At 70.2% G+C, this 15,316-nt stretch carries 12 protein-coding genes and 1 pseudogene; 8 read left to right on the top strand and 5 right to left on the bottom strand.

Annotation, left to right across the window (positions count from 1 at the left end; all coding sequences use genetic code 11):
- The 5 genes and pseudogenes from D7W82_RS32240 to D7W82_RS32220 form a co-directional block, all read left to right on the top strand.
- A pseudogene (locus D7W82_RS32240) lies at window positions 1-215 on the top strand (calcium-binding protein); the annotation flags it as partial.
- Window positions 216-386: 171 nt separating this feature from the next.
- Window positions 387-1,709, top strand: coding sequence for a thrombospondin type 3 repeat-containing protein (locus tag D7W82_RS32235; RefSeq protein WP_120621985.1), 1,323 nt, complete (start codon window positions 387-389; stop codon window positions 1,707-1,709).
- Between the two features lie 36 nt (window positions 1,710-1,745).
- Window positions 1,746-3,731: a vWA domain-containing protein gene (locus D7W82_RS32230; protein WP_120621984.1), complete on the top strand. Its 1,986-nt coding sequence runs from the start codon at window positions 1,746-1,748 to the stop codon at window positions 3,729-3,731.
- Window positions 3,728-5,518: a vWA domain-containing protein gene (locus D7W82_RS32225; protein WP_120621983.1), complete on the top strand. Its 1,791-nt coding sequence runs from the start codon at window positions 3,728-3,730 to the stop codon at window positions 5,516-5,518. The genes D7W82_RS32230 and D7W82_RS32225 overlap by 4 nt, the downstream gene beginning before the upstream one ends.
- Before the next feature lie 20 nt (window positions 5,519-5,538).
- Window positions 5,539-7,836, top strand: a complete 2,298-nt coding sequence (locus tag D7W82_RS32220) for a hypothetical protein (protein ID WP_120621982.1) — start codon at window positions 5,539-5,541, stop codon at window positions 7,834-7,836.
- Between the two features lie 59 nt (window positions 7,837-7,895).
- Here D7W82_RS32220 and D7W82_RS32215 read toward each other — a convergent pair whose 3' ends face one another.
- The gene (locus D7W82_RS32215) at window positions 7,896-8,330 is read right to left on the bottom strand and encodes a hypothetical protein (protein WP_171425717.1); all 435 of its coding nucleotides are present in this window, start codon (window positions 8,328-8,330) and stop codon (window positions 7,896-7,898) included.
- A gap of 79 nt (window positions 8,331-8,409) precedes the next feature.
- Between D7W82_RS32215 and D7W82_RS32210 the strand changes: the two genes are divergently transcribed.
- The gene (locus D7W82_RS32210; RefSeq protein ID WP_171425716.1) at window positions 8,410-8,859 is read left to right on the top strand and encodes a hypothetical protein; all 450 of its coding nucleotides are present in this window, start codon (window positions 8,410-8,412) and stop codon (window positions 8,857-8,859) included.
- Window positions 8,860-8,869: 10 nt separating this feature from the next.
- On the opposite strand, the gene D7W82_RS32205 is transcribed toward D7W82_RS32210, so the two are convergent.
- On the bottom strand, window positions 8,870-10,522 hold the full coding sequence (locus D7W82_RS32205) for a GMC family oxidoreductase (RefSeq protein WP_120621979.1): 1,653 nt from the start codon (window positions 10,520-10,522) through the stop codon (window positions 8,870-8,872).
- Entirely contained in the window at window positions 10,519-11,172 is a 654-nt protein-coding gene (locus D7W82_RS32200; RefSeq protein WP_120621978.1) for a gluconate 2-dehydrogenase subunit 3 family protein, read from the bottom strand. The genes D7W82_RS32205 and D7W82_RS32200 overlap by 4 nt, the downstream gene beginning before the upstream one ends.
- 180 nt (window positions 11,173-11,352) lie before the next feature.
- Between D7W82_RS32200 and D7W82_RS32195 the strand changes: the two genes are divergently transcribed.
- Together D7W82_RS32195 and D7W82_RS32190 are read left to right on the top strand one after the other, a co-directional pair.
- Window positions 11,353-12,672 (top strand): hypothetical protein, encoded by a 1,320-nt coding sequence (locus D7W82_RS32195; protein ID WP_120621977.1) that lies wholly within the window; start codon window positions 11,353-11,355, stop codon window positions 12,670-12,672.
- A complete protein-coding gene (locus D7W82_RS32190) occupies window positions 12,669-13,220 on the top strand; it encodes a hypothetical protein (RefSeq protein ID WP_120621976.1) in 552 nt (183 codons plus the stop codon). Before D7W82_RS32195 ends, D7W82_RS32190 begins: the two co-directional genes overlap by 4 nt.
- A gap of 51 nt (window positions 13,221-13,271) precedes the next feature.
- Here the strand turns inward: D7W82_RS32190 and D7W82_RS32185 are convergent, their stop codons facing one another.
- Both D7W82_RS32185 and D7W82_RS32180 read right to left on the bottom strand, forming a co-directional pair.
- Window positions 13,272-13,919, bottom strand: a complete 648-nt coding sequence (locus D7W82_RS32185; protein ID WP_120621986.1) for a DUF3332 domain-containing protein — start codon at window positions 13,917-13,919, stop codon at window positions 13,272-13,274.
- Between the two features lie 59 nt (window positions 13,920-13,978).
- A partial coding sequence (locus D7W82_RS32180; protein ID WP_120621975.1) for a sigma 54-interacting transcriptional regulator occupies window positions 13,979-15,316 on the bottom strand: 1,338 nt, incomplete at its 5' end.

Below are 15,316 nucleotides of genomic sequence, written 5' to 3'. Positions count from 1 at the left end.
CCCTGGAGCGCCCCCACCCGCTGATTCCCGGCGAGGTGATTTCCGCCGGCACCAACGAGGTCTACCTCTACCTCCAGGTGGGCCGGGACAATGATCCGCGCGGCGCCGGCGTGGGTTCGCTCTTCATCCAGGAAATCCAGTACGACCCCGACACGGGCCGCACCCCCGCCGGGATGGTTCCCCTCGTCTCCGACGACTTCATCGTGAGCAACTGAGCCGGCCCGCTGGCGTGGGGTGTTCCCCACAGTCTGAATGGGGTGTCCCCCCCACACCCTTCCTGTAGCAGGCTCTTCCGAACGCGCAACCCCTTGAAGTTCCTCACCCTGAAACTCCTACAGACGTGGGATCGCCTCTTGCTAGGGGCAGGGGTTGTGAAAGGAGTCACCATGACTATCGGTCGCATTGCCCCCATGTTGGCGCTCGGAGCCTTCCTGGTGCTGAGCCCCCGCACCGTGCAGGCCCAGGAGCAGAACCCGGACAACCCGGAGTGCCTCGGAGATGAGTGCGGCAGGCCCAAGGAGGAGGGCGGCGGCTGCGGTTGCGGCTGCGGCTGCTCCGTCTGGGTGGCGTACACGGACGACGGCAAGACGCTGTCGTACACGGACGACGCGGACGGCGACGGCAAGGCGGATGACAAGGACAACTGCCCGTTCACGTCCAACCGCGACCAGGCGGACGGCGACGGCGACCTCGCCGGTGACAGCTGCGACAACTGCGCGGCCGTCTCCAACGCGACGCAGCTGGACACCGACGGTGACGGCATCGGCGACGCGTGCGACCCGGACGACGACAACGACGGCAAGCTGGACGGCGAGGACAACTGCCCCTCCATCCCCAACGCCACCCAGGCGGACAACGACGGGGACGGCATTGGCGACGTCTGCGATGACGACGACGACAACGACGGGCGCAAGGACGGCGAGGACAACTGCCCGCTCATCGCCAATGAGAACCAGCAGCTGCCGGCGGACGTGAGCGCGTGCCGCGTGGACGCGGACGGCGACAACGTCTCCGACAACCTGGACAACTGCCCCGGCCTGTCCAACCCGGACCAGAAGGACACCAACGCCAACGGCATCGGCGACGCGTGCGACCCGGACATCGACGGTGACTCCGTGCTCAACGCCGCGGACAACTGCCCGGCGGTGGCCAACCGCGACCAGGCGGATGACGACGGCGACGGCCTGGGCGACGCGTGCGACACGCGCTACTGCGTGGTGCTCAACAAGGACAACCCCAACGACTGCCTGGACCCGAAGTCGCCCTTCAGCGTGGGCACCGGCGGCAGCATCAGCGTGGAGAAGACGGGCATGGCGGTGCGCCCGCCCCTGTTCGCCAACCGCAACGGCGCGGCCATCGAGTACACGTGGACGGTGGTGAAGCGTCCCTCCGGCTCCACCGCGGTGGTGGAGAACCCCAAGGGCGCCGTCACCTACAGCCGCCACTGGGAGTACCAGTACGTGGACGGCAGCGTGCCCAACTTCAACCCGGACAAGGAAGGCGAGTACGAGCTTCAGGTGTCCACGCGCCTGGCCTTCGCGGACCGCGTGTTCCCCGACCAGCGCGCCTCCGTGTCCAGCCTCTTCGTGAAGGTGGGCCAGCAGGACTCCGACGGCGGCGGCTGCACCTCGCTGCCCGCGGGTGGTAGCGCCGCGGCCCTGGGCGCCGGCGTGCTCGGCCTGCTGCTGCGCCGCCGCAAGAAGGCTTAAGGAAAGATGTCCCCCATGCCAGGAGGTCCGCATCGCATGCGCCGTCAGTTCGTCGTTCCGCTTCTTGCGACCGGCCTCCTGGTCCTGGGTGTGCTGTCCTGTTCAGACACGCTCCTGGAGCCGCGCGCCCAGGAGCAGTCCCAGCTGGATGACCGGCTGACGCTCACCGGCCGGGTGTGCACGCGCCCGGCGAACCCCACCGGCTTCCCGGTGAAGGTGGTGCTCGTCGTGGACGAGTCCGGCAGCATGTGCGTGTCGGATCCGCCGGGCTCGCAGGAGGGCAGCGGCTTCTGCGAGCGCGCGGAGGTGCAGGCCATCATCCCGCCGGGCGTGACGGAGCCCGCGCGCGTGCGCGCCCTGAAGAACGTGGTGAACGGCTTCCGGCGCATCAACGCCGCGGGCCAGGGCAACATCAGCATCGCCATTGCCCCGTTCGAAACGAACGTGAAGAACACCTGGCCGCCGGCCTCCACGGGAGACCGCTTCGCGCCGCCGGGCAACATCAACGGCTACATCGAAGGCCTGCAGTCGCAGCTGGGCAAGGGCACGGACTACCAGGGCGCGCTCAGCTACGCGTACAGCCTCATCGCCAGCGACATCGAGGCGGTGTCCCAGTCCACGCCGGAGCTGTTGCCGCGCACGCGCTACGTCGTCGTGTTCCTCACGGACGGCACGCCGTACCCGCGCTGCTCCGCCAACGACGACCTGTCCGTCTACGCGGGGCCGGACACGCCGGACCTCACCTGGCGCGACTCCATCTCCAGCTTCTGCAACGCCACCAGCACCACCGACGCCATCACCGGCTTCGAGGTGGGCACGGACCGCAACCAGAACTACCAGCTCTTCAGCTACGTGCGCCGGCTGATGGAGTTGAAGACGCAGTACAACGTGGGCGACGTGCGCATGCACACGGTGCTGCTCTTCAACGAGGAGGCCGTGCGCGCCTGCGGCCCCATCTGCCAGGACATCTACGGGACCTACCCGGGCGTCCCGGAGGCGCAGTACCCGGCCGCGGCGAAGAAGATTGCTTCGTACCTGCTCAAGCGCTTCGCGGAGATGGGCAACGGCGTGTACCAGGAGTTCAGCGACACGGCCGAAATCAGCGAGCTGGGCCTGGGCGCGCTGGACTACTCCTCCTTCGCGTCGCCCAACGTGATGAAGACGCTGCTGGTGGAGCCCCTGAGCTCCGCGCCGGGGGATGACGGCCGCGTGCTGGACAGCGACGGCGACGGCGTCCCGGACTCGCTGGACAACAGCTTCACGCTCAAGACGAACCCCTTCACCATCGACAGTGACGGGGACTGCCTGAGCGACGGCTTCGAGTACCGGCGCCAGGACCAGGGCTTCAAGCCGGGCAACGACCTGGACGCGCGCGGCTGCAACCCGCAGTCCCCGCTGACGCCCGGCTGCACCTGCCGGGACACGGACGGTGACGGGCTGTCGCAGTTCGCCGAGGACTACCTCAAGACGCGCCAGGGCATCGTGGACAGCGACGGCGACGGCGCGCCGGACGGGCTGGAGGCGAAGTACGGCCTGAGCCCGCTCCAGTCGAGCGTGGCCGGCCTGGACACGGACGGCGACGGCATCCCGGACGACGAGGAGCTGAAGGCGGGCAGCGACCCCACCCGGCGCGACCGGCCCTTCCACGACAAGTACGGCATCCAGTACGAGGTGACGAAGGTCCCGGGTGGCACCGACACGGACGGCGTCTGCTACGACTTCACCGTGTCCAACCTCCAGCTGGTGACTCCGCCGGACCGCTCCGGCGTGAAGCAAGGCTACAACCTGTTCAAGGTGTGGTTCGCGGAGGCGCCGGAGAGCGGCGTGGCCACGGACTACGGCGTCTGGCGCACCGCGTGCGCGTGGGCGCAGTACGCGCCGCCCAGCGTGCGCGTGCCGCTGGGGCCGGACCTGGCCATGGAGGACAGTGACTTCCGCCGTCCGGATCAGCTGGTGGACCCCTGGCGAGCCCAGGGCAATTGCGTCGGCGTGTCGCCGTCGCAGGGAGGCGCGTCACCGTGAGCCGCGCGGGACGTTGGTTGGCGCTCACCCTGGTGGGGTTCGCCGTGGCGGTGGCCTGCACCGATTCGTATCTCTACGACCCGCGCCGCGACACGGAGGTGCCCGCGGACCGGGCCGTGGCGCTGGACGGGCGCTTCTGCACGCTGGGCGCCAATGAGGTCATCCGGCCCATCAAGATCATCGTCGCCATGGACGCCAGCCAGTCCATGCGCGTGAGCGACCCGGACGGCGCGCGCGCCACGGCGCTGGTGGACCTGATTGAGAACCTCCCGCAGGACGACGAGGTCTCCATCGCGGTGATGCTCTTCGCGGGCAGCACCACGGCGTTCCTCACGCAGGACCCCGGGCCGCCGGCGGAGGACGGCTTCGTGCAGGTGTCGCGGCTGGACGCCACCGCGAAGGCCATCCTCACGGAGAAGCTGCTCACCTTCCGCAACACGGACACGTCGCCGAACCGGGACTCGACGGACTTCGTCAAGCCGCTGTCGGACATCTACTCGCTCATCAACACGGACATCGCGCGGGCGCGGCAGCAGCCCACCGGGGGCGACGCGCTGGCGCAGGCGCGCTACTCGGTCATCTTCCTGTCGGACGGCAAGCCCACCAACAACCAGGACGACGAGCTCATCCGCGGCGACGCGGTGGTGCGCATCCGCCAGCTGCGCGACCTGGTGGAGGACGTGCGCTTCAACACCGTGCACGTCTTCAACCCCACGCAGCCGGTGCCCTCCGTGTGTGACCTGGTGGCGGAGGACGGCGGCTTCGGTGACGGCGGCTGCCCGCTGCTCATCATCAACCAGAACGCGGACCGCCTGGAGAAGATGGCCACGCTGGGCGGCGGCAACTTCCGCGACTTCCGCAACAACGAGCCCATCAACTTCCTCAACTTCCAGTTCGGCCAGGTGCGCCGCGCCTTCATCGTGAAGGACTTCGTGGCCTCCAACTTCTCCGCGCCCCCGGGCAGCCCGCTGGACGAGGCGGACACGGACGGCGACGGCCTCACCGACGCGCGCGAGTACGAGCTGGGCACCAACCCCAACCTGCGCGACACGGACGGCGACGGCTTCAGCGACGGCGTGGAGGTGTACTTCCGCGACCGCGGCGTGCAGTTCGACCCCACCCAGGAAGTGCAGCCGGACGGCGGCGGCCTGGACAAGGGCTGCCCGCCCGCGCTGCGCGGCGTCGACACCGACTGCGACGGCCTGCTGGACTGCGACGAGCAGTTCATCGGCACCAACGCCACGCTCCAGGACAGCGACGGCGATGGCGTGCCGGACGGCATGGAGTGGCGGGGCGGCACGCAGGGCTCCAGCAACGACATGGACGAGGACCCGGACACCGACGGGCTCACCAACCGCAGCGAGGCGCGCATGCACATGCGCCCGCTGCAGGTGGACACCGCCAACCTGGCCTCGGACGCGTACCGCTACAGCATGGAGGCGGACGGCCCGGTGGATGACCAGGGCCGCCAGTGCTACCGCTTCCGCGTGGACAACGTGCTGCTGGCCCCCACCGTCGCGATGATCGCCGACGGCGGCGTGGACGGGGGCGTGGACGCCGGCACCGTGCAGCGCGGCGCGGGCTACAACGACATCTACCTCTCCGTGTCCATGCTGCCCGCGGACGACCCCACCGCGCGCACGCTGGTGCGCACCTTCCGCGTGGACTCCGTGCGCTACCCGGTGGGCGGCATCAAGTCGCCTCCGGATGGCGTCATCCGCGTGAACCCCGAGGACTTCGTGGACGGCTGCCCCGGCGTCGCCCCGACCCTCTCGCCCGTTCCCTGACTTCTTCTCCCGAGCCCCCCATGCGCCTTCGCACCCGACTGCTCCCGCTCGCGCTCCTGTTTCTGGCCGCCTGCTCCTCCGAAGGGGACGACACGCCGGACGCCGGCACGGGCGTGGTGGAGGACCTCTGCAACAGCCGCGAGGAGGCCCTGTCCAACGCGGACTGTGAATTGAAGCCCGGCGTGCCCATGGAGCGCTTCCTGGCGCTCACGGGCGACGTGAAGGCCGGTGACGAGGACTGGTACAGCGTCCGCATCCCCGCCTCCGCCACCGCGCGCACGCTGGTGCACGTCACCGGCACGTACCTGGCGTCCAGCACGCCGGTGAACCTGTCCGTGACGGTGCAGGAGAAGGACAAGAGCACCGCGCTGGTGGCGAAGTCCGACCAGCACGGCGCGGGCGCCCCGAAGCCGGTGGACATCATCCTGCCGTACGGCACGCCGGACACGCAGCTCATCATCGTGGTGCGCGACGCGCCCACGAACCCCGCGCGCCCCAACTTCGACGCGCGCAACCCGTACCGGCTCACGGTGGAGCTCTTGGAGAACCCGGACGCGAACGAGCCCAACGACGTCACGCCCACGCCCATCGCGCTGGCGGCGCAGGGGGCCATGCAGGTGGGCACGGCGCAGGGCTACCTGGCCACGGACAACGACGTGGACCGCTTCAGCTTCCCGCTGACGGCGGGGAAGATCGCCTACGTGCGCGTCACCGCGCCGGACCAGGGCTTCGCGCCCAACTACCGCCTGTCCTATGAGCTCTTGCGCCCCAACGGCACCGACAAGGAGTCGGAGGGCAACGTGCTGCCCAAGGTGCACCCGGGTGTGCTGGCCACCGCGCGCAAGGTGAAGCTGGCGGGCACCTGGACGCTGGTGGTGAAGGGCTACCGGGGCAACAACGAGCCCGTGCCCGCGGGCGACCTGCGCCAGCCCTACGAGGTGGAGATTCGCGTGGTGGACGAGGAGGACCCGCGCGACCAGTCCGGGGACAACGACGCCTACGCCCGCGCGTACACGAACAACCTGGGGGCGCCGGGCGCGTCCACGAACTTCGACGGCCGGCTGGGCTACGTGTCCGACCGCGACTGGTTCGCGGTGAAGCTGTCGAGCCTGACGAAGCCCAGCGTGCTGCGCTACCGGCTGATGGAGCGGCCCACCACCCCGCGCTTCGACCCGCTGCCCCTGCCGCTGGGCCAGCTGGCGGACCGGCAGGTGCTGGTGTTCACCACCGTCAGCACCACCGTCACCGCGGAGCAGCGCGCCACCTGCACCAACAACCCGGCCGTGTGCCCGCGCGACACGCGCGAGCACCCCGACGCGCCGGGGCTGGTGCAGGCCTACTGCAACAACGCGGAGGCCGTGCTGTGCATCCAGTCCGTGCGCGAGGAGTCCGACCCGGCGCGCTTCCCCAACCTGAGCAACTTCCAGGGCCGGCTGCCGGTGCCCGCGCACGGCGCGGAGGTGACGTACCACTTCGTGGTGCAGGACGACGGCAACAACTGGGCGGATGACCGCGACTACCGGCTGGAGGTGTCCTGGGAGGCGGAGGACGCGGAAGAGGAGAGCGCCTACAGCGGCGGCGTGGAGCAGCCGCGCGCCAGGACGCTGGGCGGTGTGGGCACGGGCGACCTGCCGGTGGGCAACGCCACCTTCGAGGTGAAGGGCCAGCTGTCGTACGGCCACGGCCGGCTGCGCAACAACGACCGCGCCACGGGCCTGGGCGTGCGCGGCCCCACGGACTACGACGCGGTGCCCTCCGACACGGACACCTTCGAGTACCAGCTCCCCGCGCTGAGCGCGCCCGAGGACGCGGCGTGGCTGGTGCAGTGGGACGTGGACAACCTGCCGGATGGCGGCACGCCGCACGGGCTGGCTCTGGATTTGACCTTCTGTGACGGCTCCGCCACGGACGGCGGCGCCACCGGGTGCATGCCGGTGACGACCACCCGCACGGGCGGCGCGCTGACGCTGGCCTACAACCCCACGGCGATGCGCGCGTGGCACACCTCCGTGAACGCGCCGCTCAGCAGCTACCAGGCGCTGTACCAGCTGGAGAAGACGGCCACCACGACGCGCGTCACGGTGGCGCCCTACACGTGCTCCTGCCTGGAGCGGCGCTTCATCCAGGGCGGCACGCTCAAGGTGGCGGTGAGCGCCACCGAGCGCACGGACTACACGCCCGTGGGCTACACGCTGCGCACCGGCTACGGCGACTACCCGCGCAGCTACAATGCGGCGGATGGCGGCTCGCCCACGTCGTGCCCGGCGCCCACGCAGGACGGTGGCACGTGGGTGGGCGGTTGCCAGTTCACCCGCTAGCAGGCCCGGGCGGGCGGCGGGGCTTCACGCCTCCGCCGCCTCCGGGGGCACCGCCGGGACTACGGCGCGATGCCCTTGCCCTTGAGCGCCAGCTCGCGCGTCTCGCCGTTGGCGGCGTTGGACTTGAGGGTGAGCGTGCCGGTGAACTCCTTCGCGGCGTTGGGCTTGAAGGCCACCTCGATGAAGGCGCGCTGGTAGGTCTCCAGCTTCAGGGGGCCGTTCTCCGGCCAGTTCTCCGGCCGCTTCATGGTGAAGACGCTGGGGCCGGAGATGGAGGCCTCGTTGAGCTCCAACGTCTGGAGGCCGCGGTTCTCGATGTAGAGCGTGTTGAAGGTCGTCGCCCCCACGTAGGTCCCCGCGGAGAACTCCGTGTCGAAGCTCAGCTCCGTACGGTCGATGAGCAGCTGCGGCGTGTTCGGCAGGTCCTCGGTCTCGTCTCCGCAGCCCGTCAGGGCGATGATGGTGAGGGGCAGCCACAGGTTGCGCAGGCGCATGGACATCCACTCCTCGGTGAGGTTTGAAAGAATGTCTGGTGTTGTAACACGGAATGTCTCGCGACTGGCGGGCGCGGTGATGGGATTGCTGCTCGTCGCATGCGGCGGCTCGCGGGATGACTTCATCGGCGCGCGCGTGCTGGATGTCTGCAAGGCGTCCTGGCCCGTGTGCAGTGAGTACGCGGGCTGCATCCTCGGGCCGGAGAGCTACTCCGAAGGCCGCTTCCCCGGCCGCGGGCAGGTGCTGGTGCGCGTGCCGGAGGCGTCCACCATCAAGGTGAGCTTCTACCTGGAGGAGGTGACGGCGGCCGGGGAGGAGACGGCCATCAGCGTGCACGAGGAGGGCTGCCGCGCACGGCAGCGCAAGGCGTCCACGGGCCGCGCGGCGTTGGACCAGATGGAGAAGTTCGGCGTCTTCACCCAGCAGGCGGACGTCACCGGCGTGGGTGACCACCTGGTGGAGTTCGACTCCGACATGCAGGCGCGCTACGTGGTGAAGGTGGACGTGATGCCGCTGCGCCTCCAGTAGCGCGCGGCGTTCAGCCCTTGAGCGTGCGCACCAGGTGGTCCGCCACGCGGAAGCTGTTGGCCGCGATGGTGAGCGTGGAGGGCACGCTGCCACCGGTGGGCATGAAGCTGCCGTCCACGACGTAGAGGTTGGGCACTTCGTGCGCGCGGCAGTGCTTGTCCAGCACGGAGGCCGCCGCGTCATCGCCGAAGCGGCAGGTGCCGTGCTGGAGGATGGTGGTTTCGCCCTGCGTGCCCACGCGCTCCACGCTGTCCGGGTCCAGGCGCATCAGCACTTCCTCGCCGCGCTCCACGAGGAAGCGCGTGGCGGCGAAGTCCGCCGGGTGCCGGTCCAGGGTGATGGCGGCCACGGGGATGCCGTACTTGTCCTTCACCTCGGGCTCCACCGTGACGGAGGTGCCGGGCGTGGGGAGGAACTCCGCGTAGACCTCGAACTCGAGGATGCGCGAGTCGCGGTACGCGCGCATGCGGTCCTTCAGCTCCTTGCCGAACACGCCCGTCTTGCCGGAGCCCGCCAGGCCCACCGCCGCGTAGATGGGGTTGGGGTGCGCCCACATGAAGCCCAGCGTGCCGCCCTTGCGGAAGCCGTGGCGCGCGTCCGGCATCACGTAGAAGTCCTGGAGGCTGCGGTTGACGAAGGGCGCCGGGTCCGTGAGCCACGGCCGCGCGGCCTTCTGCTTGGACACGCGGAAGTGCGCCCGCGAGCCGCCGAAGGAGCTGAAGAGCAGGTTCTTGCCCACGAGCCCGCTGCCGTTGGCGAGCCCGTTGGGGAAGCGGCTGGAGGTGGAGTTGAGCAGCAGGCGCGCGCTCTCCACTGCGGTGGCGGAGGCGATGATGACCTTCGCGGGCTGCTCCTGCGCGACGCCGTCCTTGTCCAGGTACACCACGCTCTTCGCGCGGCCTTGCTTATCCACTTCGATGGAGCGCGCCATGCAGCCCGGGCGCACCTCCACGTTGCCGGTGGCGATGGCGTTGGGGATGAGGCTCGCGAGCGTGCTGCTCTTGGCGCCCGTCTCGCAGCCGTAGCTGCCGCACAGCGCGCAGTACGCGCACGGCGAGCGGCCCTTGTAGGCCTTGCTGATGATGCCGCGCGCGGTGGGCAGCGCGTGCCAGCCCATGGCCGCGCACACCTTGTCGATTTCGGACGCCACCGGGTGCACGTCCAGGGGCGACAGCGGGTAGGGGCCGCTGCGGGGTTCCGCGAAGGGGTGGGGGACGGCCTGGCCGGACACGCCCAGCTCCGCTTCCGCCTTGTCGTAGAAGGGGGCCAGCTCCTCGTAGGAGATGGGCCAGTCCGCCACGGTGGTGCCGGGCACGGCGCCCAGCGTGGAGCGCAGGCGGAAGTCCACCGGCTTGAGGCGGTAGAAGAAGCCGCTCATGTGCACGGTGCCGCCGCCCACGCAGTTGGCGGTCCACGCGGCGTTGCTGCGCTCGTAGCGGCCCTTGGCCCCCTGGCGCACCAGGTGCGGCTCCTCCCACGGCAGCGGCATGAAGAAGTTGCGGCGGCTGTTGAGGATCTCGTCGTGGACGAAGTCCTTGGGCTGGTAGTGGCGGCCCTTCTCCAGCACCACGACCTTGAAGCCCGCTCTCCCCAGCTCCAGCGCGAGCGGCGCTCCGCCTGCGCCGCTGCCCACGATGCACACGTCCACGGAAGGCAGGCTCACGGGTGGTGACCTCCGCACTCGCGCAGGCACTTCGGGCCGTCGTAGCCCTCCGGGGGCGCCATGGCGAGCGTGCCCACGGTGTCGAAGCCCATCAGCCGCCAGCCCACGCGGCCCTTGTTGCCGCCGTAGGACGGGTCGCCCAGGAAGCCCTCCAGGCTGAGCGTCATCAACAGCTCGAAGAAGTGGGCCTCGCCGCTGCCGGCCGGGCTGTCCTTGAAGATGGCGAGCAGCTCGTCCTGCTGGGCGGGCGTGGCCTGCGCGAAGCCCTTCTGGAACATGCGCTGCGCGCGGCGCTCCAGCGCGGACAGGCCCTGGATGAAGTCGCGGTGCATGGACTCCAGCCCCTGCGTCTCCAGGATGCGGTCGATGTAGAGCGCCACGTCCGCGTCCTGGGCGCCCGGGTCCTCGTCGCGGGGGAGCAGCCGCTCCGTGGCCGCGGCGACGACGGCGTACTCGAAGGCGGAGAAGGTGCGCAGGGCCTGACCGGCGGAGGTGGTGCCGGTGGGCTCCGGGGCCTTCTTCGCTTCCGCCTCCTTCGAACGTTTACACGCAACGCCACCCAGCAGCACCACGCCGCCGCCGAAGAAGGTGAGCCGCTGGATGAAGGTGCGCCGGGACAGCTTCGGGGGGAGCGAACGCGCGCGAGCCATGGCGTGCGAGCCTAACCCAGGTGCGTGTGTTTCACGGCACCTGAGAAGGGGCCGGGGTCGGTTGGCCGCCCACCGCGTGCGTGACGAAAAGGGCGCACCGCGAGGCGTGACGGACAACGCGCGCGGCTGACATAGGATGGCGCACTCAACCAGGCCGACTGAACCAAGGAGAAGGACCGCATGAAACGGCACGCGTGGCTACTGGGAGCGGCGCTCGCGCTGGGATGTGGCGGCGGCAAGCCGGCCAACCCGGACGCGGGCTCGAAGCCGCAGGACGATGGCGGAACGACGGACACGCCCTTCGTGCGGCTGACGGTGGACACGGAGCCGAGCGAGCAGCTCGCCATCTCCAACATCGCGATGGCGGTGGGCCCGGACGACCGCATCGGCATCGCGTACTTCGTGAAGCTGAACGACAAGGACTCCGCGCTTCGCTACCGCGAGGTGAAGGACGGCCAGGTGCAGGCGCAGGCGGAGACCATCGCCACCGTGCAGCGCGTGTACGGCGTGTCGCTGGCGTTCAGCCCGTCCGGACAGCCCGCGGTGAGTTACCTGGGCGGCGGAAGCGACGAATCCGTCTTCTGGCTCCAGAGCGATCTGGCGGTGTCCTACCGCAACGCGAATGGCACCTGGACCGAGCAGATCCCCGTCACCGAGGGCAACCAGGCCGTGTCGGGCAACCCGGTGAGCGACACGGGGTACCTGGTGGGGCTCAACCCCTCCATCGTCTTCAGCGGCAACCAGGCCCTGGTCGTCTACCGCGACGGGCACAACGGGCAGTTCCCGCAGCAGGACTGGGCGGGCAGCGACGTGGAGCTGGCCAGCGGCGGGCCCACGGCGTGGCAGCACCGGGTGGTGGCGACGGGCGGCGACCAGAAGGGCGCGTACGGCGGGCACCTCCAGATGCTGATGGCGGGGGACCAGCCCGCGCTGGTGTTCGACCAGGCCTTCGGGGCCGCGGACGCGCCGGGGCAGAACGTGTTCTTCCAGCGCCGCAACGCGGACGGCGCCACGTGGACGCCGCCGGTGCAGGTGCAGGCGGTGGGCAACACGATGCTGGGCGCGTCCATGGCGTATGACCCGACGGTGGGCTTCGGCATCGCCGCGGTGGACCGCTCCAACAGCCGGCTCACGCTCATCACCTGCGCGGGCACGACGGGGACGAAGTGCGCGGCGGCGGGGGACTGGACGACGCCGGATCCGGTGTACCAGACGGGCTCCGGCGGCTGGTACCCGTCGCTGGCGTTCGACCCGAAGACGCATGACCCGTCCATCGCGTTCCACATCTGCTCGCTGGAGTCCGGGCGCAACGAGGGCAGTTGCTCGCCGTCCGACGACGCGCTCATCATCGCCACGCGCGTGGAGGACCAGTGGCGCGAGGTGACGGTGGACACGGCGGGCGGCTGGTCGCCGAAGCTGGCGTTCCTGTCCTCCGGCCAGCGCGTGGTGCTCTACCGCGCGGGCGGCACGCAGGCCCTGACGCTGGCGGTGGAGCGGTGAGCCTCGCGGGACGCGCCGTGGCGGCGCTGGGGCTCGCGGCCGTGCTGAGCGGCGCGGGCGTCGTCGCGTGCCGTGGAGACAACGAGCTGTCCGGCAGCGTGTCGGAGCTGTTCCCCGTCACCGACGTGTCGCGCGTGGAGATCCGCCGCAACCCGGAGGCGCTCCAGGTGAGCTACTTTCGCAACAACGGCCTGGACGTGGACCTGGTGGCGCGGCTCACCGTGGACACGGAAGGCGTGGACCTGAAGCCGGGCACGAAGGTGCAGCTCGGCGGCACCACGCCCTCCGGCCGCGACCGCGCGTCGGTGGTGCACGTGGCCGCGGGTGAGCCCGCGCGCGTCTTCACCCAGGTGGAGCGCGGCGACCTGGTGCTGGATGAAGGCGGCAACGTGGGAGAGGCCACGCGCGGGGACTTCTCCCTGTCGTTCAAGAAGGGCGACGGCTACGGCGCGGGGCGCAGCATGGAGGGGACGTTCAACTCCCTGGCGCTCGACGCGGGCTTCGGCCCGGACCTGGGCGACGTGGTGGTCGACGAGCCCGCGCCCTGAATCACTCCGGGGCTTCCGGTGACGTTCACACCGGAAGCCCTGGGTCTTCTCTTACGGCGTGCAGGTGTCGAGCGCGGCCATGCCCTGGGAGAGCTGTCCCTGGTGCGTGGCGAACTGTGCGAGCGCCGGAGCGCCTCCGTCGAGGAAGAGCTGGCGCGCGGCGTCCACCGCGTCCCGCGCGTGCACCGTCACGGTGGAGCCGGTGGCGTCCGTCACCTTCACCGCGCCGTCCTCCTGGCCCTGGGCGCGGATGAGCAGGGCGCCCGCCTCGTCGCGCGCGACCATGCCGTCCTCCAGCGGCTCGAAGTAGCGCACCACGGGCTCCTGGCCCTCGCGCTGCAACTCCAGGCGCATGACGCCGGACTCCACGTCGCGGGACATCTTCAGCGTGTCGGTGGGGCTGAGCTTCACGATGCGCGTGTTGGAGTCCTCGCCCTCCACGCTGCTCACCGGGTTGCCGCCGGTCCAGAACTCGATGCTGTTGACGACGAGCGCGTCCACCAGCGTGCCGATTTCATAGACGGGCACGACGATGAACACGAGGAACACCAGCCACTGGACGAACTTGTTGCCGGAGATGCCCTTGTTGAACTGCCAGATCTTCGTCGTGAGCTTGAACGAGCCGAAACAGCCCGTCGCATGCATCATCAGGACACCCGCGCACAGCACACCGAGCCAGCGGGACGGACGCAACTTCATGAAGCCCTCCTGGGGAGTGGGGGACCGCTTGAAAGCGGCCGCCACCATGCCATGAAGGCTCAGTCCGGCTCGCTCTGAACGAGCCCGTACTTGTGCAGCAGCGAATAGAGGTGCTTGCGGTCCAGCTCCGCCTCCCGGGCGGCGCGGGCGATGTTGCCCCGGGCGCGGCCCAGGAGGCGCGTGAGGTACTCGCGCTCGAAGGCACGGACGAGTTCGTCCTTGCACACCTTGAACGGCCCGGTGAACTCCACCGGCAGGAAGTCCCCGGCGGGGGCGGGCACGTCGCGGGTGAACTCGCGCAGGAGGTTGTCCCCGGACAGGCCCGGGATGTCCACCATGTGCCGGGCGCGCTCCAGGGCGTTGCGCAATTCGCGCACGTTGCCCGGCCAGGTGTGCCCCAGGAACTGCTCTTGAATCTTCTCCGGCAGCCGGGGCCACAGGCCCTCGCCCGTGAAGGCCTCCACGAGCAGCGGGATGTCCTCCTTGCGGTCGCGCAGGGGCGGCAGGCTGACGGTGAAGACAGACAGGCGGAAGTAGAGGTCCTCGCGGAAGCGGCCCGCCTGCGTCTCCGCCCACAGGTCCTTCTTGCTGGCCACGACGATGCGGGAATCGAAGGAGATGGGGGTCGAGGAGCCCAGGCGGCGGAACTCGCGGTCCTCGATGGCGCGCAAGAGCTTGGGCTGAAGGTCCAGGGCGAGGTCGTCGATTTCGTCCAGGAAGAGGGTGCCGCCGTGGGCGCGCTCCAGGCACCCGATGCGCTGGCCCACCGCGCCGGTGAAGGCGCCCTTCTCGTGGCCGAACAGCTCGGACTCGATGAGCGAGTCGGACACGCTGGCGCAGTCGAACACGACGAGCGGCCCGGCCGCGCGGGGGCTCAACTTGTGGATGGCCTTGGCGCCCGCGCCCTTGCCGGAGCCCGTCTCGCCCACCAGCAGCACGGTGGAGTCCGTGGGGGCGATGCGCTGGAGCAGCGCGAAGATCTGGCGCATGGGCAGGCTGCGGCCCACGAGGTCGCCCAGCCGGTCCTCGGCGGTGGGCTCCACCTGCACGGGCGCCATCTGCGGGCTGAAGCGCAGGCGCACGTCGCCCACCTCCAGCAGGGCGCCGGGGCGCAGGTAGGCCTCGCGCACCTGGGCACCGTCCAGGAAGGTGCCGTTGGTGGAGCCCAGGTCCTGCACGAGGAAGCGGTCGCCCTGGCGGCGCACCACCAGGTGGTTGCGGCTCACCGTGGGGTGGTCGATGACGACGTCGTTGTCGGTGGACTTGCCGACGCGCAGGTCCTCCGTGGCGAGCGGGTACACGGTGCCCGCTCGCTCGGTGTCCAGCAGCACCAGGTGGAAGCGCTGCGCGGACAGCCGCTCTGCCTGCGCCCGTTCGGCGACGACGGTGTTCGTGGG

This window comes from Corallococcus sp. CA049B, from assembly GCF_003611685.1.
In the GTDB taxonomy this organism is placed as follows: Bacteria; Myxococcota; Myxococcia; order Myxococcales; family Myxococcaceae; genus Corallococcus; species Corallococcus coralloides.
Note: the sequence above shows the minus strand (reverse complement) of the source record. Positions and strands in the feature narration are given on the sequence as shown.

Bases quoted from the DNA above. Each gene is read 5' to 3' on its own strand.
- D7W82_RS32195 (WP_120621977.1), top strand. From the start codon at position 11,353: ATGAAACGGCACGCGTGGCTACTGGGAGCGGCGCTCGCGCTGGGATGT.
- D7W82_RS32215 (WP_171425717.1), bottom strand. From the start codon at position 8,330: ATGCGCCTGCGCAACCTGTGGCTGCCCCTCACCATCATCGCCCTGACG.
- D7W82_RS32220 (WP_120621982.1), top strand. From the start codon at position 5,539: ATGCGCCTTCGCACCCGACTGCTCCCGCTCGCGCTCCTGTTTCTGGCC.
- D7W82_RS32210 (WP_171425716.1), top strand. From the start codon at position 8,410: ATGGGATTGCTGCTCGTCGCATGCGGCGGCTCGCGGGATGACTTCATC.
- D7W82_RS32185 (WP_120621986.1), bottom strand. From the start codon at position 13,919: ATGAAGTTGCGTCCGTCCCGCTGGCTCGGTGTGCTGTGCGCGGGTGTC.
- D7W82_RS32235 (WP_120621985.1), top strand. From the start codon at position 387: ATGACTATCGGTCGCATTGCCCCCATGTTGGCGCTCGGAGCCTTCCTG.
- D7W82_RS32230 (WP_120621984.1), top strand. From the start codon at position 1,746: ATGCGCCGTCAGTTCGTCGTTCCGCTTCTTGCGACCGGCCTCCTGGTC.
- D7W82_RS32200 (WP_120621978.1), bottom strand. From the start codon at position 11,172: ATGGCTCGCGCGCGTTCGCTCCCCCCGAAGCTGTCCCGGCGCACCTTC.